This is a genomic window from Embleya scabrispora DSM 41855 (assembly GCF_000372745.1).
GTDB classification, from domain to species: domain Bacteria; phylum Actinomycetota; class Actinomycetes; order Streptomycetales; family Streptomycetaceae; genus Embleya; species Embleya scabrispora.
The window spans coordinates 284,228-303,780 of the sequence record NZ_KB889675.1 but is presented as its reverse complement, the minus strand read 5'-3'; the positions used below and the strand labels follow the sequence as shown (position 1 = coordinate 303,780).

Below are 19,553 nucleotides of genomic sequence, written 5' to 3'. Positions count from 1 at the left end.
CCGTTTGATCACCCGTCAAGATCCCGTTGTCGACTGATTCCGTAGGCAGTACCCCCAGATTTCATCGAATAACGCTGCAAGCTGGCATCTGATGGTGCGTAATCCGCAGATTAAGCTGCGGGAAAAGTTTTCTCACCGTTCACCTGTCGAGATAGCCTCCGGCCATGGTCAACCGCGTACTCGCGCACACCGGCGCCCGGCATCCGGTGATCCAGGCGCCGATGGGTTGGATAGCCCGCTCCCCACTGGCCGCGGCGGTGTCCGCGGCGGGCGGCCTCGGGATGGTGGAGACCTCCTCCGGCGAGGTCGACGCGTGCCGTCGGGAAATCGACACGATGGTCGCCTCGGGGCTGCCGTTCGGGGTCAACCTGCCGCTGATGTTCCTGCGCGACGACCGCCTGGTGCGGCACGTGGCGGACGCGGGCGTGCGGTTCGTGACCACGTCGGCGGGCAACCCGGCGACCTTCGTGGACCTGCTCCGGGAGCACGGCCTGACCGTGTATCACGTGGTGCCCTCGATCCGGGCCGCCCGCAAGGCGGTCGCCGCCGGCGTGGACGGGCTGGTGGTCGAGGGCGCCGAGGGTGGCGGCTTCAAGAATCCGGCCGAGGTGTCGCTGCTCGTGTTGCTCCAGGGCATCCGGGAGATCACCGACCTGCCGCTGGTCGCCGCCGGCGGCATCGTGGACGGGCGCGGCATGGCCGCGGCGTTCGCGCTCGGCGCGGAGGCGGTCCAGATGGGCACCCGGTTCCTGGCCTCGGCCGAGAGCCCGGTGCACACCCACTACAAGCAGGCGGTACTGGCCGCGGACGAGACCGGCACCGTGGTGGTCAACCGCACGGGCAGCCCGACGATGCGGGTCCTGGGGACCGAGTTCTCCCGCGCGCTCGCCGCCTCCGGCGGGCCGGCGCACAGCTCGCTCGACGCGATCAAGCGGTTGTACTTCGACGGCGAGATGGAGGCGTCGCTCGCCTCCGCGGGTCAGTCGGCCGGCCTGGTGCACGACGTGGAGTCGGTGGCCACGATCATCGAGCGCACGATGGCGGGGTTCCACGCGGCGATGGCGACGGCGGCGCGGCGGGCGGGCGAGGTCTGAGCCCGCCGGCATCGGCCACCCGGGCCGCCGCCCACAGCACGATCGCGCACAGCGCCCACGAGGCCAGCACGTCCGCGAGCCAGTGGTAGTCGCACCACAGCAGCGCGAACCCGATCAGCGAGCACAGCACGGCCGCGCCCCGAGCCCAGTGCCGGCCCGCCCGCGCCGAGCCGACACGCCCGAGCAGGAGGGCGGCGATCCCGTAGCAGACCGTCGAGGTCGCGGTATGTCCGGACGGAAAGAAGCCCCACCCGTCGGCGGGTACCGGGGATTCGCTCGGCCCGGGTCGGCCGATCAGATCCTTGCCGCCGATCACCGCGACCATCACCACGAGCACGCTGCCCGCGGCGATCACGATCGGGTACGCGCGGCGCGTTCGCAGCGTTGCGAACACCGCCGCGGCGGCGAGCGCGATCCCGGCGGGCAGCGGCCCGCCCAGGTCGGCCAGAACGTGCATCGGACCGTCGAGCCAGGCCGCGCCGGGCGCGTCCGCGAGGCCGCGCATCGCGTTGCGGACGGTGTGATCCAGGTCGATCGAGGGTCCGCTTTCGGCCACTACCTGGATGGTGAGCGCAACGAGCGTGAAAGCGAGAATCAGCGGCACTGCGAGGCCACGCGTGTACTGTGAGTAAACAGACCACCGCCCCGGAACGGGGGGCGTTGTCCCGGGGCGGCCGCCGGCTTGCTCAGGGCCGGCGTCGGTGGAAGGTCTGTGCATCTCACTCGAAGATACGCGGAGAACAGGTCGGCAGGTTCCCGACGCGCGGCCTCCACACAAAGCCTGCACACGTTCTCCACGGTCTGGAAGGCGGGACATACACGCTGTACGTTGGAGCAATGAAGGGTGTGAGCGGCGTCACAGCGCGTGTCGCGTGAGTCCGACCGCCCCGGAGAGTCCAAGTACGCGGAGAACATCCGTAAGCAGGGCAAATCGACGGTGGCTCGAGTGACGTGGCATTGACGCAATGTCGTCGATCGCCCCTCTGCTGTCAGCACGCAAAGGTAGGGTTGGTCAGGTGGTTGAAGAGTCCGATTACTCGACATACCGCGTGCCGTGCATCCCGGCCCCTGCGGGGAGCGGGCGCGTCCGCCGGACCGAGGTTCCGGTGGTTTCCAAGGGCGTCAAGGCGGGCGGTGCCGTGTTCGATTCCTCGGTGGAACCCCGACCGGGTCGGGGCGCGGGTGCGATGGGCGTGGTCCTGACCAGCGACCGCCAGCTTCGCGTCGTGCGCACGACACGGCCGCGCGGCCTGCGGCTCGAAGGTGAGATCGACCTCGCGAACGTGGACGTGGTGCGCCGCGTCCTGACCGCGGCGTCCCGTGACGGCGGTGACGTCCGGGTGGACGTGGGCAAGCTCGCCTTCATCGATGTCGCGGGCCTGCGGGTGTTCGTCGATCAGGCCGGCGCACTGTCCCGGCGCGGCGGACACATGATTCTGATCGGTGCGAGCCGGCAGATGTTGCGGGTGCTCGCACTGTGCGGGTGGGACGCCGTCCCGGGCCTGACCATGGTCGAGCGGATCGCCCCGGCGCCGCGCCGACCGCGGCTCTGAGCGTCCTTGGTCGTGCCGGACGCCGGTCGGTCCGCAGCGAAACCCCGTCCCAGACACCGAACCCCCGTCCACCGGAGCATTCCGACGGACGGGGGTTCGTGGTGTCGCGGCAGGCTCAGACCGAGCCGGCGAACGCCTGTTCGAGTACGTCCAGGCCCTCGACGAGCAGGTGCTCGGGGATCACCAGCGGCGGCAGGAAACGCAGCACGTTGCCGTAGGTGCCGGCGGTCAACACCAGCAGGCCCTGCGCGTGGCACGCCTTGGCGACCGCGCCGGCCAGCTCCGCGTTCGGCTCCTTGGATCCGGGCTTGACCAACTCGATGGCGATCATCGCGCCACGACCGCGGACCTCGCCGATCTCGGCGAACTTCTCGCTCATCGTGCCCAGCCGGTCGAGCATGATCTCGCCGATCCGGCGGGCGGCGCCGTTGAGGTCGAGGCCGCGCATCGTCTCGATCGCGCCGAGCGCCGCGGCGCAGGCGACCGGGTTGCCGCCATACGTGCCACCGAGACCACCCGCATGGGCGGAATCCATGATCTCCGCGCGCCCGGTCACCGCGGCCAGCGGCAGGCCGCCGGCGATGCCCTTGGCGGTGGTGATCAGGTCCGGCACGATGCCCTCGTCGTCGCACGCGAACCACTGGCCGGTGCGGCAGAAGCCGGTCTGGATCTCGTCGGCGACGAACACGATGCCGTTCGCCTTGCAGAACTCGACGATCCTGGGCAGGAAGCCCTTGGCCGGCTCGATGAAGCCGCCCTCGCCCAGGATCGGCTCGATCACCACGGCGGCCACGTTGTGCGCGCCGATCTGCTTGGTGATCATGTCGATCGCCTGCGCGGCGGCCTCCTCGGCGCAGTTGTCCGCGCCGGTCAGCCAGCGGTAGGGGTAGGCGACCGGGACCCGGTAGACCTCGGGGGCGAACGGGCCGAACGACTCCTTGTACGGCATGTTCTTCGCGGTCAGCGCCATGGTCAGGTTGGTGCGACCGTGGTAGCCGTGGTCGAACACGACCACCGCGGGGCGCTTGGTGTGCGCGCGCGCGATCTTGACCGCGTTCTCCACCGCCTCGGCGCCCGAGTTGAACAGCGCGGTGCGCTTGTCGTGGTCACCCGGGGTCAGCTCGTTGAGCTGCTCGGCGACCGCCACGTACGACTCGTACGGGGTCACCATGAAGCACGTGTGGGTGAACCGCTGCAGCTGCTCGGACGCGCGGCGAACGACACCCTCGGCCGAGTTGCCGACGCTGGTCACCGCGATGCCGGAGCCGAAGTCGATCAGCGAGTTGCCGTCCACGTCGACGACCACGCCGCCGCCCGCCTGGGTCACGAAGACCGGCAGGGTGGTGCTGACGCCGCGCGCGACCGCCGCGTTGCGGCGCGTCATCAGCTCGGTCGACTTCGGGCCGGGGATGGCGGTGACGAGCCGGCGCTCCTGCGGGAGCGAGGGCCCGCCGGGCTGCGAAGCGCCCATGCTGGTCTCCTGTGGGTCGAGGCGGTGGTTCGCGGTGGCACCGCGGTCCTACCGGCAGGCTAGGCGCCGGGCCGCGTTCGACGCATGCGCCGCATCGGTGAATCACCCGGTTGCTTGTGTCCGGGATGGACAAATGCCGATCGGGCAGAACAACTCCGAACACATCGCGGACTCGCGCCGGAATGATCATCACGACGGACGGTGTGGCGCCTAGATTGAGTTCCGGTTCAGGGTGTGGTTCCGGGAGGGCGAGACGTGGACGTGGAACGGCCGGATTCCCCGGCGTCGCCGGCTGTCGAGGCCGAGGTCTTCGGGGCCCACCCGACGGACCGCGGCGCCCCTTCGACCCCTCGTACGCGGGCCGTGCGAACGCGGGTGCCGGCCCCGGCCGCGGCCGAGCGCGACATCGACCCCGACGGCTTCGACCTGCGCGGGTGGCTGCGCGGCCCGCGGCACCGCGAGGCCCCGGGCGTGTACGGGTACGGCCGGGACGAGCGGGAGATCAGGTTGCGGGCGGCCGAGCGCGACGCGCGCACCCGGCCCGAGGCGGCGCTGGTTCGGCGCGCGGTGTTGTGGCTGGTGATCGCGGTGCTCAGCCTGAACTGGGTGATAGTCGCCTATGTCTGGCTGGTCCGGAAGATCATCCCGACCTTCATGTGGCCGCTGCTGTTCAACAACCTGCTCTATGTGGTGCTGTTCGTGCTGTTCGGCTACCTCGGCCGCTGGCACGAGATCGCCTGGCCGTTCCTGCGCCCGTGGTGGCAGCGGCTGGATCGGCGGGCCGAGCTGAACGGACGCCCGCGTCCCGAACAGTGGCGCCGCGCCGCGCTGTTCCTGGTCCTGGGCTTCATCGCCTGGATCGCGCTGATGCGGCCGTTCGTCGCGCTGTTGTTGCTGATCTTCCCGCGTGGGTTGCTGCACGACGGGCAATGGCTGGTCCGACTCCTGTACAACGGCGGCTTCGTGTACGCGGGCGCGGTACTGGGCCGCTGGGACGTGGTGATCAGGCCGTACGCGCGCACTCCGGGCGTTCGGATCGCGCCCGAGGCCGAGGAGGTGCAGGTCGCCGACGCGGAGCTGTGGCCGGAGCTGCGCGACGCGGGCCAACACGAGGCCGCCGACGTGCTCGACTACGAGGTATCCGCGGGCCGGCTGCGGGACGTGGACTATCTGCGGCTGCGCCGGGTGATCAAGGCTGGCGCATCGGACCCCGAATACCTCGCGGACGTGGCCGAGGAGATCACCGATCACGGCGCCGCCGCCTGTCGACACGGCTCCGGGCAGCGCGACCTGCGGCCCCGGCGGGCCGAACACGACCTGTTCGCCGGTCAGGTGCGGGTCGGCCTGGGCACCGACCACCCGAAGAACCCGTCGCTGTACCGGGAGACCGCCTTCGCCCTCGATCCGGACGTGCTCGGCGCCTCGATGCTCGTGGTCGGCGCGGCCCGGGCCGGCGAGCCGGGCCGACTGCTCGAACCGGTGATCGAGACGATGAGCCTGCGCGCGCTCACCGGTGCCGCGTCGTTGGTGGTGATCGACGCCAAGGGCGACGAGTTCCAACGCCCGCACGGTTACGACCTCGAAGTGATCGTCGGCGACCCGGACTCGCCCTCGGGCCTGGACCTGTACGGCGGCGCGGCCTCGCCCGAGGACGCCGCCGACCGGCTCGCCGCCGCCGCGCTGCCGCCGAACGCGATCGGGCTCGGCGACGCCGCGAGCAACGCGCTGCGCCAGGTGCTCGGCGCCTACGTGGCCGGGCACGGCCGCTATCCCGAGGTGGCCACGCTGCTCGACCTGCTGGACGGCACCGAGGCCGCGCTCGCCGCACTGGAGCGCGCGCTGCGGGCCGCCGACCGCTACGCCGAACACGAGCGGGCGCTGCGCGCGATGGCGCGCGGCGACGACGACGCGCGGATGCTGGTGCAGCGCCTCGCGGTGCTGGAGCGACCCGGCGTCGCGGAGCTGTTCCGGCCCGATCGGCAGCGGTTCGCGGCCGGCGACATCGACCGGCCGCTGCGGGTGCGGATCGCGCTGAACGAGGCCGCGCACCCCGAGGCGGCCCGACTGATCGGCCGGCTCGTGCTCTCCCAGTTCGTCCAGGCGATGGCCACGCCCCGGCGCGAGCGCGGGCCGCGCAAGGTGTTCGCGTGCCTGGTCGCCGACGACGCGGGGCGGCTGGTGGACGAGTACGCGGCCAAGGGCCTGCAGTGGGCCCGCAATCGCCGGGCCGGTCTGGTCCTGTCGGTGCGCTCGCTCGACGACCTCGCACCCGGGTTGCGGCACACCGTGTTCGCCGCGGCCGGCTGCAAGGCGGTGGTACCGGGCGCGTCCCGCTCCGACGCCGAGCTGTTCGCCGAATACTGGGGGATGACCAAGGAACAGGAGAAGTCGATCACCATGGGCACGCCCGAGGGCGGCCTGGTCAAGCGGATCCGCTACTCGGTGCTGGGCGCGCTGTTCGGCGAGAAGGCGAGTGGACGGTCCGAGCGAGTGACCACCCGCACCGTCGAGCGCTACCGCTGGTCCCCGAACGAGATCACCGGCGATCTGCCCACACGACACGCCATCGTCAGCCTGACCACCCGAAAGGGCGAGCGAACCCCTCCCGTGCTGATCGACCTCGGCCGCTGAGTCAGACTGGAAGCCTCTCCCACTCCGGTTTGGACAAAACGACATGCCGCCCACGCTCGCCTCCCTGGTCCGTGCCCCCGCCCTCGACCTGCGGGTGCTCGCGGGCAAGGGCGGCCTGGAGCGCGAGGTGCGGTGGGTGCACACCAGCGAACTCGCCGATCCCACGCCCTACCTGGAGGGCGGCGAACTGCTGCTCACCACCGGGATGAAACTCGGCCGCAGCAACGCCGAGCGCCGCGCCTACGTCGAGCGGCTCGCGGCGGCCGAGGTGGCCGGGCTCGGGATCGGGGTGGGTCTGTCCCTGGACCGGGTGCCCGCGGTGATCGTCGAGGTCGCCGAGGCGCACGGCTTCCCGGTGTTCGAGGTGCCGCGTCCGACGCCGTTCATCGCGATCAGCAAGGTGGTCTCGTCGGCGCTGGCGGCCGAGCAGTACGAGACCGTCACCACCGGCTTCGCGGTCCAGCAGGAGCTGACCCGGGCGGCCGCCGGGCGGGAGGGCCCCGCGACGCTGATCCGCCGGCTCGCGGTCCGGCTGGACGGGTGGGCCGCGCTGTACGACGCGGACGGCACGCTGCGCCAGGTCGCGCCCGCCGCGGCCCGGGCCCGCACCGACGGGCTGCGCGCCGACATCGAGAAGCTGCGCGGGATGCCGGCGCCGTCCTCCGCGTCGTTGCCGGGGATCGAGGGCGGGCGCGTGGTGGTCCAGTCGTTGGGCGCGGAGCGGCGGATCAGCGGCTTTTTGGCGGTGGGCACCGATCGGCCGCCGCGCACCGCCGACCGGCAGACCCTGGGCACCGCGGCGTCGCTGCTGACGCTGGCCCTGGAACAGTCCCGGGTCAGTGCCGACGCGGGCGCCCGGATGCGCACCGCGCTGCTGCGGCTGCTGCTCACCGGTGAGCGGGCGACGCCGGCCGAACTGGCCCACGACATCGCCGCCGATTTGCCGCCGGGGCCGTGGCGGGTGCTGGTGGCCACCGGGCCCGAGCAGGCCGTGGCGGCGTTCGCGGAGCGGCTGTGCGCGCGGGCGGTCCGGGCCGGCGCGCCCGCGCTCGCCGGCGAGCTGGGCGGGGCGACGGTGCTGGTGCTGCCGGAGTCGGTCGAGCCGGTGGAGCCGGTGGACCTGCCCGGGCTGATCGCGGGCGTGTCCGGCCCGGTGGACCCGGTCGCCGCCGCCGACGGCTATCGACAGGCCCTCGGGGCGCACGCGGTGGGCCTGCGCTCGGAGAAGGCGCTGACCGTGCACGGTCGCGATGCCGGCGGGTTGTTGCCGCTGCTGGAGGGCGACGCCGTGCACGCGTGGGCCGAGCAACTGCTCGCCCCGCTGCGCGCGCACGACGCGGGCGGTCGGGGCGACCTGATCGGCTCGCTGCGCGCGTGGCTGGCCCGGCACGGGCAGTGGGACGCCGCGGCCGGCGACCTGGGCGTACACCGGCATACGCTGCGCTATCGCATCCGCCGGGCCGAGGAGATCCTCGGTCGTACTCTGGACGATCCGGACACCCGCGCGGAACTGTGGTTCGCGTTGCGCGACCCGAGCCGGGCCCGTGAGGACAAGTCGTAGTGCCGGCGAAGCACGATTGGCCGGCATGGACAAGAACGCGGCCACCCGATCGGCCTACGGTTGCGTCACCGGGATCATCGGCGTCCGTTGACGGAGAAGGAGCAGCAGTGACCACCACCCACGCGTTCTGGCTGGCGGGCCGACAGGCCACCGGCGAGACGACCTTCGACGTCACGAACTCGTACGACGGCCGGCTCGTCGGGCGGGTCGGCGAGCCCACCGACGCGCAGATCGAGGAGGCCGTCGCCGCCGCCCACGCCGTCGCGCACGAGTTCGCCGCACTGCCCGCCTACCGGCGCGCCGCGGCCTTGGACCACGTGGCCAAGCGGCTCGGCGAGCGCACCGAGGAGATAGCCCGGCTGATCACCGCCGAGAACGGCAAGCCGATCAAGTGGGCGCGCGGCGAGGTCGGCCGCGCGGTGTCGGTGTTCCGCTGGGCGGCCGAGGAGGCCCGCCGGTTCAACGGCGAGGGCATGCGCCTGGACACCGACGCGGGCGGCACCGGTCGCTACGCGCTGGTCCGCCGGATCCCCAAGGGCGTGGTGCTGGGCATCGCGCCGTTCAACTTCCCGCTCAACCTGGTCGCGCACAAGGTCGCCCCGGCGATCGCGGTCGGCGCGCCGATCATCCTCAAGCCCGCGCCGGCCACCCCGCTGTCCGCGCTCGTGCTCGGCGAGATCCTGGCCGAGACCGACCTGCCCGCCGGTTCGTGGAGCGTGCTGCCGGTGCCCAACGACCGGATGCCGGCGCTGGTGAAGGACGAGCGGCTGCCGGTCGTCTCGTTCACCGGTTCGGGCCCGGTGGGCTGGAGCATCATGGACTCGGTGCCGCGCAAGCACGTCACCCTGGAGCTGGGCGGCAACGCCGCCGCCGTCGTGCTCGCCGACTGGTCCTCCGAGGCGGACCTGGAGTGGGCCGCGCAGCGGATCGCCACGTTCTCCAACTACCAGGGCGGCCAGTCCTGCATCTCGGTGCAGCGGGTGATCGCCGACGCGAGCATCTACGACCGACTGGTCGAGAAGGTCGTGGCGAAGGTGGCCGCGCAGGTCACCGGCGACCCCGAGGACGACACCGTCGACGTCGGCCCGCTGGTCAGCGTCGCCGCCGCCGAGCGGGTCCAGGCGTGGGTGGACGAGGCCGTGCAGGCCGGTGCCAAGGTGCTCACCGGTGGCACCCGCGACGGTGCCTCCTACGCGCCGACGGTGCTCAGCGAGGTCCCGGCCGGCGTTACCATCGCCTGCGAGGAGGTCTTCGGCCCGGTGCTCACACTGACCCGGGTGGACGGCACGGACGCCGCGTTCGCCGCAGTCAACGACTCCGAGTTCGGCCTCCAGGCCGGCGTGTTCACGCACGACATCCAGACCGCCTTCCGGGCCCAGCGCGAACTGGAGGTGGGCGGCGTGATCATCGGCGACGCCCCGTCCTACCGCGCCGACCAGATGCCCTACGGCGGCGCGAAGAACTCGGGCGTGGGCCGCGAGGGCGTCACGTACGCGATGACCGACTTCACCTACGAGCGCGTCATGGTGCTCACCGGCCTCGACCTGTAGGCACCCCCCCGAACGAAGGGCCCGGCCGCCTGGGGTGGTGTCGCCGGGCCCTTTCGCACGTTTCGGTGCCCGGTGCGCCGTTCGGCTGCGAGGGGTTCCCCGCACATGTGTGAACTCGCAGGTCGGCGGGCGTGCGGGCCCGGCAGGGTGTCGGGATGAGCACTGGAACCCGGCGCGAGTACGCCGCTGCCGGACGCGATCACCGACCTCATGTTGACCTGGCCGGCCGCCGATGGGCCTGCCCGATGTGGAACATCTGGAACGCGTCCTCGCCGAGACCAACTTTCCGAGCCGGCACCTGGTCAGGCGCGAGTTGCGGCGCAACCACCGACCGGAACCCGGCAACGTCGGATGCTTCGCCGAGGAGGACATCGACGCGCTGACCGACGAGCAGCTGTACGACCGCCTCCTGGGCGGATTCGCCACTTGGCGGACCGCGGCCCGCGCACGAGGCATCGCGGGTCGCTGATCCGCCAAGTGGCCGCAGCTCTGGACAAATGGATGTCACCCGGCATTCAGTGGACGTGCACGGGCAGGTAACACCGATCGGTAACAACGTCGGTTCCGCTGTGAGTCCGCGAGGAGTCAGCCATGCCCCCTGTCAGCGAACGCGAAGCCCGAAAGGTCGCCGAGGAAGCGCGGCAGCAGGACTGGGACAAGCCCAGCTTCGCCAAGGAACTCTTCCTCGGGCGTTTTCGGCTCGACCTCGTCCACCCGCACCCCGAGGCCGATCCGGAGGAGATCCGCCGGGGGGAGGAATTCCTCGCGGTGCTGCGCGAGTTCCTCATCACCCGGGTGGATCCCACGGTGATCGAGCGCGACGCGCGGATCCCGGACGAGGTGATCAAGGGCCTGGCCGAGATCGGCGCGCTGGGCATGAAGATCGACACCGAGTACGGCGGCCTGGGCCTGAGCCAGCTGTACTACAACAAGGCGCTGGTCCTGGTCGGCTCGGTCAACGCCGCGCTCGGCGCGCTGCTGTCCGCGCACCAGTCGATCGGGGTGCCGCAGCCGGTCAAGATGTTCGGCACCGACGAGCAAAAGCGCGAGTTCCTGCCGCGCTGTGTGCGCGAGGTCAGCGCGTTCCTGCTCACCGAGCCGGACGTGGGCTCCGACCCGGCCCGACTGGCCACCGCCGCGGTGCCCACCGAGGACGGCGAGGCGTACGTCCTGGACGGCGTGAAGTTGTGGACCACCAACGGCGTGGTGGCGGGACTGCTCGTGGTGATGGCCCGGGTGCCCAGGGCCGAGGGCCGACGCGGCGGGATCACCGCCTTCGTGGTGGACGCGGACAGCCCCGGGATCACCGTGGAGAACCGCAACTCCTTCATGGGCCTGCGCGGCATCGAGAACGGCGTGACCCGCTTCCACAACGTCCGGGTGCCCGCCGCGAACCGGATCGGCGCCGAGGGCGCCGGCCTGAAGATCGCGTTGACCACGCTCAACACCGGTCGGCTCTCGCTGCCCGCGATGTGCGCCGGCGCCGCCAAGTGGTCGCTCAAGGTGGCCCGCGAGTGGGCGGGCGAACGCGAGCAGTGGGGTCGGCCGATCGCCGGCCACGAAGCGGTCGCGGGCAAGATCGCCTACATCGCGGCCAGTGCCTTCGCCCTGGAGGCCGTACTGGAGCTGACCGCCCGGATGGCCGACGAGGACCGCCGCGACATCCGGATCGAGGCGGCGCTGGCGAAGCTGTACGCCTCCGAGGTGGGCTGGACGGTCAGCGACGAACTCGTGCAGATCCGAGGCGGTCGCGGCTACGAGACCGCCGCCTCGCTGCGCGCCCGCGGCGAACGCGGCGTACCGGCCGAACAGATGTTGCGGGACATGCGGATCAACCGGATCTTCGAGGGCTCGACCGAGATCATGCACCTGCTGATCGCGCGCGAGGCGGTCGACGCCCACCTGGCCGTGGCCGGCGACATCATCGACCCCGAGGCGGACCTGAAGGCCAAGGGCAAGGCCGCTGCCGACGCGGGCGTCTTCTACGCCAAGTGGCTGCCCAAGCTGGTCACCGGCAAGGGCCACGTGCCCACCTCCTACCGCGAGTTCGCTCCGGTCGGCGCGCCGAGCCTGGCCGCGCACCTGCGCTTCGTCGAGCGCGCCTCACGCCGGCTGGCCCGCTCCACCTTCTACGGGATGGCCCGCTGGCAGGGCGCGATGGAGCGCAAGCAGGGCTTCCTGGGCCGGATCGTCGACATCGGCGCCGAACTGTTCGCGATGAGCGCGGTGTGCGTGCGGGCCGACATGCTGCGCCGCCGCGACCCGGAGCAGGGCCGGGCCGCGTACGAGCTCGCCGACCTGTTCTGCCGGCAGGCGCAGATCCGGGTGGACGAGCTGTTCGGCCGGTTGTGGACCAACACCGACGCGTTGGACGTCAAGGCGGTCGAGGGTGTGCTGGCGGGCCGGCACCTGTGGCTGGAGGAAGGCGTCCTCGACCCGTCCACCGAGGGCCCCTGGATCGCCGACGCGACACCGGGCCCGGCCAAGGTGGACAACGTGCACCGACCTGTCGGCTGAGCGGGCGCGGCCGGCGGGAGCCTCCCGCCGGCCGCACCCGCCGGCACGCACGGTCCGCGGCCGGCCACCGCGGGCAATCGGCCGACCTGCGCTCGGCGCCGGGCCGGCGCGGGCCACAATGGTCGGATGGACTCCCTGGCCGATCCGTACGCGCCCTTCGCCGCCCCCGACCAGTCGACCACCCGGCGGGACATCGTCCTGCTCGGCTCCACCGGGTCGATCGGGACCCAGACCATCGACGTGGTTCGCGCCCACCCCGAGCTGTTCCGGATCGTCGGCCTGTCCGCCGGCGGCGGCCGGGTGGACGAGCTGGCCCGCCAGGCGCTCGAACTCGGGGTCGAGGTGGTCGCGGTGGCCAAGGCGTCCGCCGCGCAGGACCTGCAACTGGCCTTCTACGCCGAGGCGCAGCGCCGCGGCTACGCCAAGGGGCAGTACAAGCTGCCGCGCATCCTGGCCGGGCCCACCGCCGCCACCGAGCTGGCCGCGCACCCGTGCGACGTGGTCCTGAACGGGATCACCGGCTCGATCGGCCTCGCTCCCACCCTGGCCGCGCTCACCGCGGGCCGCACTCTCGCGCTGGCCAACAAGGAGTCGCTGATCGTCGGCGGCCCGCTGGTCAAGGCGATCGCCAAACCCGGCCAGATCGTCCCGGTCGACTCCGAGCACTCGGCGCTGATCCAGGCCCTGCGCGGCGGTCGCGCGGATCAGGTCGAGCGGCTCGTGGTGACCGCCAGCGGCGGACCGTTCCGCGGTCGCAGCCGCGCCGACCTGGTCGACGTCACGCCCGAGCAGGCCGCGGCCCACCCCACCTGGGACATGGGCCCGGTGATCACGATCAACTCGGCGACCCTGGTCAACAAGGGCCTGGAGGTGATCGAGGCGCACCTGCTCTACGACATCCCGTTCGATCGCATCGACGTCGTCGTGCACCCGCAGTCGATCGTGCACTCGATGGTCGAGTTCGTGGACGGCTCGACCCTGGCCCAGGCGTCGCCGCCGGACATGCGACTGCCGATCGCGCTCGGCCTGTCCTGGCCCGACCGGGTGCCGGGCGTCGCGGCCGGCTGCGACTGGACCAAGGCGGCCACGTGGGAGTTCTTCCCACTCGACCACGAGGCGTTCCCGGCGGTCGACCTGGCCTACGCCGCGGGCCGGGCCGGCGGCACCGCGCCGGCCGTCTTCAACGCGGCCAACGAGGAGTGTGTGGACGCGTTCGTCGCGGGACACCTGAAGTTCAACGGCATCACCGACACGGTCGCCGCCGTCTTGAGCGAGCATGATGTACGTGGGGACGGCAACCGGCTGACGCTGGAGGACGTCCTCGACGCGGAGGACTGGGCGCGCCGACGGGCACGCGAGATCATCGCCCACGGAGGAGAACCCCGTTGACCCTGTTCATGACGATCCTCGGCATCGTCGTCTTTGTCGTGGGCCTGCTGTTCTCCATCGCCTGGCACGAGGCGGGCCACCTGTTCACCGGCAAGATGTTCGGTGTGCGGGTGCCGCAGTACATGGTCGGCTTCGGCCGGACGTTGTGGTCGAAGAAGATCGGTGAGACCGAGTACGGCATCAAGGCGGTGCCCGCCGGCGGCTACTGCCGACTGATCGGGATGTTCCCGCCGGACGCCGACGGCAAGATCCAGGCACGCAGCACCTCGCCCTGGCGCAGCATGATCGAGGACGCGCGGGAGGCCTCCTACGAGGAGGTCGGCCCCGGCGACGAGAACCGGCTGTTCTACCAGCGCAAGCCCTGGCAGCGGACGATCATCATGCTGGCCGGGCCGTTCATGAACCTGGTCCTGGCCATCGCGCTGTTCGCGGTGTTCCTGATGGGCTTCGGGATCAACCAGCCCAGCACCACCGTGAGCAGCGTCTCCGAGTGTGTGGTCAGCGCCGACGCCAAGACCGACAAGTGCCCGGCGAACGCACCGGACGCGCCGGGCAAGGCCGCCGGTCTGCGCGCCGGCGACAAGATCCTCAGCTACAACGGCACCAAGATCGGCGACTACGACAAGCTGCGCGATCTGATCCGCAAGACCGAGGGCCAGGCCACCATCGTGGTCGAGCGCAAGGGGCAGCAGCTCACCCTCACCCCGACGATCGCCCGCAACAAGGTGGCCAAGCTCGACAGCCACGGCGTGCCGATCCCGGGCCAATTCCTGGAGAACACCGGCTTCCTCGGCTTCAGCCCGGCGAGCGGCATCCAGCGGCAGAGCGCGTCGCAGTCGGTCACCTACATGACGGACATGGTCGACAACGCCTTCCACAGCCTGCTGCGCATCCCGCAGAAGGTGCCCGCGCTGTGGGGCGCGGCCTTCCAGGGCGACGAGCGCGACCAGGACTCGCCGGTGGGCGTGGTCGGCGCGGCCCGGGTCGGCGGCGAGGTGGCCGCGCTCGACGTGCCCGCCTCCCAGCGGGTGGGCCTGATGATCTTCATCATCGCGGGCTTCAACCTGTCGCTGTTCCTGTTCAACATGCTGCCGCTGCTCCCGCTGGACGGCGGACACGTGGTCGGCGCGTGGTGGGAGTCGCTGCGCCGGCGGATCGCGAGCCTGCGCAGGAAGCCCGACCCCGGCCCGTTCGACGTGGCCAAGCTGATGCCGGTGGCCTACGTGGTGGCGTCGATCTTCATCGCCTTCACCGTTTTGGTGTTGATCGCCGACCTGATCAACCCGGTCAAGCTCACTTAGCGCGATACGTTCGCGCCCGAGTTCCCCACGCCGACCCGCTTGTGTCGATCACGCAACAGGTGGGTCGGCACGGGGGTACGGGCGCATCCGCACCGGGGTGCGGTGGCGTAGCGTTGACGTCGACCCACCACGCCGAACCCACGGGACTAAAGCGAAGATGACCGCGATCCAGCTCGGAATGCCGTCCGTACCTGCCCGGCCCCTCACGCCGCGCCGCAAGTCACGGCAGATCATGGTCGGCAACGTGGCCGTCGGCGGAGACGCCCCGGTGTCGGTGCAGTCCATGACCACCACCTTGACCTCCGACGTCAATGCCACACTTCAGCAGATCGCCGAGCTGACCGCCTCCGGCTGCCAGATCGTCCGGGTCGCGGTGCCCTCGCAGGACGACGCGGACGCGCTGCCCGCGATCGCCCGCAAGTCGCAGATCCCGGTGATCGCGGACATCCACTTCCAGCCGAAGTACGTGTTCGCCGCGATCGACGCCGGCTGCGCCGCGGTGCGGGTGAACCCGGGCAACATCAAGCAGTTCGACGACAAGATCGCCGAGATCGCCAAGGCCGCGTCCGCCGCCGGCACCCCGATCCGGATCGGCGTGAACGCCGGGTCGCTGGACAAGCGGCTGCTGGCCAAGCACGGCAGGGCCACCCCCGAGGCGCTGGTCGAATCCGCGCTGTGGGAGTGCTCGTTGTTCGAGGAGCACGACTTCCGGGACATCAAGATCTCGGTCAAGCACAACGACCCGGTCGTGATGATCGAGGCGTACCGGCTGCTCGCCGAGCGCTGCGACTACCCGCTGCACCTGGGCGTCACCGAGGCCGGCCCCGCCTTCCAGGGCACGATCAAGTCCGCGGTCGCGTTCGGGGCGCTGCTCGCCCAGGGCATCGGCGACACCATCCGGGTCTCCCTCTCCGCCCCGCCGGTCGAGGAGATCAAGGTCGGCAACCAGATCCTGGAGTCGCTGGGCCTGCGGCAGCGCGGCCTGGAGATCGTCTCCTGCCCGTCCTGCGGTCGCGCCCAGGTCGACGTGTACAAGCTCGCCGAGGAGGTCACCGCCGGCCTGGACGGGCTCAAGGTTCCGCTGCGGGTGGCCGTCATGGGCTGCGTCGTCAACGGCCCCGGCGAGGCCCGCGAGGCGGACCTGGGCGTGGCGTCCGGCAACGGCAAGGGTCAGATCTTCGTCAAGGGCGAGGTGATCAAGACCGTGCCCGAGTCGAAGATCGTGGAGACCCTGATCGAGGAAGCCCTCAAGCTCGCCGAGCAGATGCAGGCGGACGGCGTGATCAGCGGCGACCCGATCGTCGACATCGCCTGAGCCGAGCCGGCCCACCCGGGGTCCCAGCCCCGACACCGGCCTGCTCCGGGCCGGATCCCGCCGGGCGTGATCCCGGTCGACCCGCGGCAGTGCCGCCCGACCGGATAAATCCGCTGCGCCACCCGAGTGACAAATCGTTGATGCGCCCCTACCCCCGGTAATCGCCCTCGATCATCGAGACACGTGATCGGGGCGTCGCCCCCGGGGGAGGGGCGTTGTGCGTGGGACGCATCATCGTGGCCGGACTGGCCGTCGCCGGCATGATCGTGGGTACTGCGGCGGTTCCCGCGAGCGGAACCGACCCGGGTGACCGGCCGGCCGCCCGGGTGGCGCCCGGGATCGCGTGGGGCGGCTGCCCCGCCGACGTCGCCGCACCCGGACTGCGCTGCGGAACGCTGGCCGTCCCGGTCGACCACGCGCGCGTCGACGGGCCCACCACCACGCTGGGTGTCTCGCTCGCACCGGCCACGGGCGGTCGGCCTCGGCGCGGCACGATCGTGGTCAACCCCGGCGGCCCGGGCGGCGGTGGCATGTGGTTGGCCGACCTGGTGCGGCACGCGCTGCCGGAACGGGTGCGGCAGAGCTACGACATCGTCGGCGTCGACCCGCGCGGCAACCACCACAGCGACCCGATCTCCTGCGTCGACGCGAACTTCGACCAGGCCCCCAAGCCGGACCCGGTGCCCGCCACACCGCAGGACGAACAGCGGCTGGTCGAGCGCGCCCGCACCTACGCGCGCGGCTGTGCCGAGCGGGCCGGCGACCTGCTGCCACACCTGGGCACCCTGGAGAACGCGCGCGACCTCGACCTGCTCCGCGCCGCGCTCGGCGAACCCCGGATCTCCTTCATCGGCTGGTCCTACGGCACCTACCTGGGCGCGGTCTACGGACACCTGTTCCCCGAACGGGTCGACCGGATGATTTTGGACAGCGTCGTCGACCCGCGACCGGACCAGGTCTGGTACGAATCCAACCTGCGCCAGGACGTCGCCTTCCAGGGCCGCTGGCGAGACCTCGTCGCGGCCGAAGGCGCCGACCTGGACGACCTGTTCGCCCGCACGCTCGCCGGCGTCCGGACCGCGCCCGCCGGCGACACCGTCGGCCCCGCCGAACTGCGCGACATCGCCACCCGGGTCCTGTACAACTCGCGGGCCTGGCCGGAGTTCGCCAAGGCGCTGCGCGCCCACGACCGAGGCGACCCGGCCCCGCTGGCCGCGCTGTACGCGCCGCCCACCGCGCACGACGTCAACGGCATCGCGATCTACACCGCCGTCGAATGCCACGACGGTCCGTGGCCGCGCGACTGGTCGGTGTGGGACCGCGACGCCCGCGCCGTGGACCGGACCGCGCCCCTGGTGACGTGGACCAACACGTGGCTGAACGCGCCCTGCGCGTTCTGGCCGGTGCCCTCCCGCAGGCCGCCGACCATCGACGGCCACGACCTGCCGCCGGTACTGCTCGTCCAGGGCACCCGGGATCCGGCCACCCCTCCCGCCGGGGCGAGCGCGTTGCACCGGGCGCTGCCCTCCTCGCACCTGATCACCGTGCTCGACGAGGGCGACCACGGGATCCTCGCGTTCCAACCCGATCCATGCGTCCTGCGTGCCGCCTCGGACTACCTGACCGACGGCACGCTCCCGCCGGGCCGCGACACCACCTGTGAGGCATCGTGACCCGCGCCGTCCGCGTCCTGTTGGCGGGCGCGCTGACCGCCGCCGTGCTCACCGCCGCCGGCCCCGTCCGGGCGGACACCGAGCCGATCGTGTGGGGCGACTGTCCGCCGGGCACCGCGACGGGGGAGCGCTGCGGCACCGTCGGCGTGCCGCTGGACCACACCCGAGCGGACGGCCCGCGGATCCGGGTCGGCGTCTCGAAGGTCGCGGCCACCGGAACGAAGGCGGAATACCAGGGCATCCTGATGGTCAACTTCGGCGGCCCGGGCGCCGCCGGTGTCGGCTCGATGGCGGCGCTCGCCGGCGGCCTGCCCGAGCGCCTGCGCCGGGCCTACGACCTGATCGGCTTCGACCTGCGCGGGCGCGGTACCAGCACCCGCGTGGAGTGCACCGACCCGCAGACCTTCGGCCGCGCGCCCAAGCCCGACCCGGCGTCGCCCGGCAGCCGGGCGACGCACCTGGCCGCCGCCCGCGCGTTCGCCGACGGTTGCCGCGCGTCCGCCGGCGATCTGCTGCCGCACCTGACCACCCGGGACATCGCACGCGACCTCGACCTGGTCCGGGCGGCGTTCGGCGCCGACCGGCTCTCCGTCCTGGGCTACTCCTACGGCAGCTACCTGGGCGCGGTCTACGGGCAGCTCTTCCCGAACCGGGTGCACCGGATGCTGCTCGACAGCCTGGTCGACCCGACCGAGGTCTGGTACGGGACCGGTTTCCTCCAGGCCCGCGGGTTCGACGTGCGCCGGCACGACTGGGCCGCGTGGACCGCCGACCGGGCCGACCGCTTCCACCTGGGCGAGACCACCACGACCGTCCTGGCGACCTGGGACCGGCTGCGCGTCGAACTCGCCGCACACCCGGCGGGCGGCGTGTTCGGCGGCGTCGAACTCGACCAGTACACGCTCGGCAAGCTGTACACCGACCGGGACTGGGCCCGTCTGTCCGGCGCGCTCGCGGACTACGCGTCGGGCGATCCGGCCGCGCTGATCGCCGGGCGCAAGCCGGCGACCCGGGACGAGGTCAACTTCGAGTCGGTGATGCAGACCGTCACCTGCGCGGACGCCCCCTACCCGGCCGACGAGGCGGTGTTCGAGCGCGACATGGCCGTACTCCGGGGCCGGTACGGCGCGCTGGGCGCGACCATCGCCTCCCCCGGCGCGTGCCTGTATCTCCAGAGCAACACCGCGCCGCCGACCCGGATCGACGGGGCCGGCCTGCCCGGCGTACTGCTCGTCCAGTCCGTCGGCGACCCGGCGACGCCCTACGAGGGGGCCCTGCGCATGCACGCCGCGTTGCCCACGTCGCGGCTGCTCACCGTGCGCGGCAACGGCAACCACGGGCACTACCTCGTCGAGGGCCCGTGCGTCGACGACCGGGGCACCGCATACCTCGTCGACGGCGTCCTGCCCGCGACCGACATCGAATGCACCGGCCCCGCTCCGACCGACCCCGACCCGCGCCGATCGACGATCGTGCACCCGCGACGCTGACCCGCCTC

The 19,553-nt window shown here is 71.9% G+C and carries 14 protein-coding genes; 12 read left to right on the top strand and 2 right to left on the bottom strand.

The annotated features are described in order from the left end of the window. The first annotated feature begins 164 nt into the window (after positions 1-164). Complete coding sequence (locus A3IC_RS0126635; protein WP_020553119.1) at positions 165-1,094, top strand: NAD(P)H-dependent flavin oxidoreductase; 930 nt, start codon at positions 165-167, stop codon at positions 1,092-1,094. Here A3IC_RS0126635 and A3IC_RS62710 read toward each other — a convergent pair. Continuing rightward, positions 1,024-1,650, bottom strand: a complete 627-nt coding sequence (locus A3IC_RS62710; RefSeq protein ID WP_020553118.1) for a phosphatase PAP2 family protein — start codon at positions 1,648-1,650, stop codon at positions 1,024-1,026. The two genes, A3IC_RS0126635 and A3IC_RS62710, sit on opposite strands and share 71 nt — an antisense overlap. A gap of 550 nt (positions 1,651-2,200) precedes the next feature. Here A3IC_RS62710 and A3IC_RS0126625 point away from each other — a divergent pair. Next, a complete protein-coding gene (locus A3IC_RS0126625) occupies positions 2,201-2,647 on the top strand; it encodes an anti-sigma factor antagonist (protein WP_020553117.1) in 447 nt (148 codons plus the stop codon). A gap of 115 nt (positions 2,648-2,762) precedes the next feature. On the opposite strand, the gene gabT is transcribed toward A3IC_RS0126625, so the two are convergent. Beyond that, entirely contained in the window at positions 2,763-4,118 is a 1,356-nt protein-coding gene (gabT, locus tag A3IC_RS0126620) for a 4-aminobutyrate--2-oxoglutarate transaminase (protein ID WP_020553116.1), read from the bottom strand. A 363-nt stretch (positions 4,119-4,481) separates the two neighbouring features. Here gabT and A3IC_RS56740 point away from each other — a divergent pair, with 363 nt between their 5' ends. The 10 genes from A3IC_RS56740 to A3IC_RS56730 all read left to right on the top strand — a co-directional run bounded on the left by A3IC_RS56740 (position 4,482) and on the right by A3IC_RS56730 (position 19,545). Continuing rightward, positions 4,482-6,749: a type IV secretory system conjugative DNA transfer family protein gene (locus A3IC_RS56740; protein ID WP_158696111.1), complete on the top strand. Its 2,268-nt coding sequence runs from the start codon at positions 4,482-4,484 to the stop codon at positions 6,747-6,749. Between the two features lie 43 nt (positions 6,750-6,792). After that, complete coding sequence (locus A3IC_RS0126610; RefSeq protein ID WP_020553114.1) at positions 6,793-8,310, top strand: PucR family transcriptional regulator; 1,518 nt, start codon at positions 6,793-6,795, stop codon at positions 8,308-8,310. 107 nt (positions 8,311-8,417) lie between these two features. Further along, a complete protein-coding gene (locus A3IC_RS0126605) occupies positions 8,418-9,860 on the top strand; it encodes an aldehyde dehydrogenase family protein (RefSeq protein ID WP_020553113.1) in 1,443 nt (480 codons plus the stop codon). 232 nt (positions 9,861-10,092) lie between these two features. Continuing rightward, complete coding sequence (locus A3IC_RS0126600; RefSeq protein WP_020553112.1) at positions 10,093-10,329, top strand: VWA domain-containing protein; 237 nt, start codon at positions 10,093-10,095, stop codon at positions 10,327-10,329. 122 nt (positions 10,330-10,451) lie between these two features. Then, on the top strand, positions 10,452-12,377 hold the full coding sequence (locus A3IC_RS0126595; protein WP_020553111.1) for an acyl-CoA dehydrogenase family protein: 1,926 nt from the start codon (positions 10,452-10,454) through the stop codon (positions 12,375-12,377). A gap of 126 nt (positions 12,378-12,503) precedes the next feature. Further along, positions 12,504-13,766, top strand: a complete 1,263-nt coding sequence (gene dxr / locus A3IC_RS0126590; RefSeq protein WP_020553110.1) for a 1-deoxy-D-xylulose-5-phosphate reductoisomerase — start codon at positions 12,504-12,506, stop codon at positions 13,764-13,766. Positions 13,767-13,774: 8 nt separating this feature from the next. Continuing rightward, positions 13,775-15,067, top strand: coding sequence for a M50 family metallopeptidase (locus A3IC_RS0126585; RefSeq protein WP_191864176.1), 1,293 nt, complete (start codon positions 13,775-13,777; stop codon positions 15,065-15,067). A 157-nt stretch (positions 15,068-15,224) separates the two neighbouring features. Further along, positions 15,225-16,382 (top strand): flavodoxin-dependent (E)-4-hydroxy-3-methylbut-2-enyl-diphosphate synthase, encoded by a 1,158-nt coding sequence (gene ispG / locus A3IC_RS0126580; RefSeq protein WP_020553108.1) that lies wholly within the window; start codon positions 15,225-15,227, stop codon positions 16,380-16,382. 221 nt (positions 16,383-16,603) lie between these two features. Next, on the top strand, positions 16,604-18,055 hold the full coding sequence (locus A3IC_RS56735) for an alpha/beta hydrolase (RefSeq protein ID WP_020553107.1): 1,452 nt from the start codon (positions 16,604-16,606) through the stop codon (positions 18,053-18,055). Beyond that, the gene (locus A3IC_RS56730) at positions 18,052-19,545 is read left to right on the top strand and encodes an alpha/beta hydrolase (protein WP_020553106.1); all 1,494 of its coding nucleotides are present in this window, start codon (positions 18,052-18,054) and stop codon (positions 19,543-19,545) included. The genes A3IC_RS56735 and A3IC_RS56730 overlap by 4 nt, the downstream gene beginning before the upstream one ends. The last annotated feature ends 8 nt before the right edge of the window (positions 19,546-19,553 follow it).

Coding starts and splice junctions, on each gene's coding strand:
- A3IC_RS0126635 (WP_020553119.1), top strand. CDS start 165: ATGGTCAACCGCGTACTCGCGCACACCGGCGCCCGGCATCCGGTGATC.
- gabT (WP_020553116.1), bottom strand. CDS start 4,118: ATGGGCGCTTCGCAGCCCGGCGGGCCCTCGCTCCCGCAGGAGCGCCGG.
- A3IC_RS0126610 (WP_020553114.1), top strand. CDS start 6,793: ATGCCGCCCACGCTCGCCTCCCTGGTCCGTGCCCCCGCCCTCGACCTG.
- A3IC_RS0126600 (WP_020553112.1), top strand. CDS start 10,093: ATGGGCCTGCCCGATGTGGAACATCTGGAACGCGTCCTCGCCGAGACC.
- A3IC_RS0126595 (WP_020553111.1), top strand. CDS start 10,452: ATGCCCCCTGTCAGCGAACGCGAAGCCCGAAAGGTCGCCGAGGAAGCG.
- dxr (WP_020553110.1), top strand. CDS start 12,504: ATGGACTCCCTGGCCGATCCGTACGCGCCCTTCGCCGCCCCCGACCAG.
- A3IC_RS0126585 (WP_191864176.1), top strand. CDS start 13,775: ATGACGATCCTCGGCATCGTCGTCTTTGTCGTGGGCCTGCTGTTCTCC.
- ispG (WP_020553108.1), top strand. CDS start 15,225: ATGACCGCGATCCAGCTCGGAATGCCGTCCGTACCTGCCCGGCCCCTC.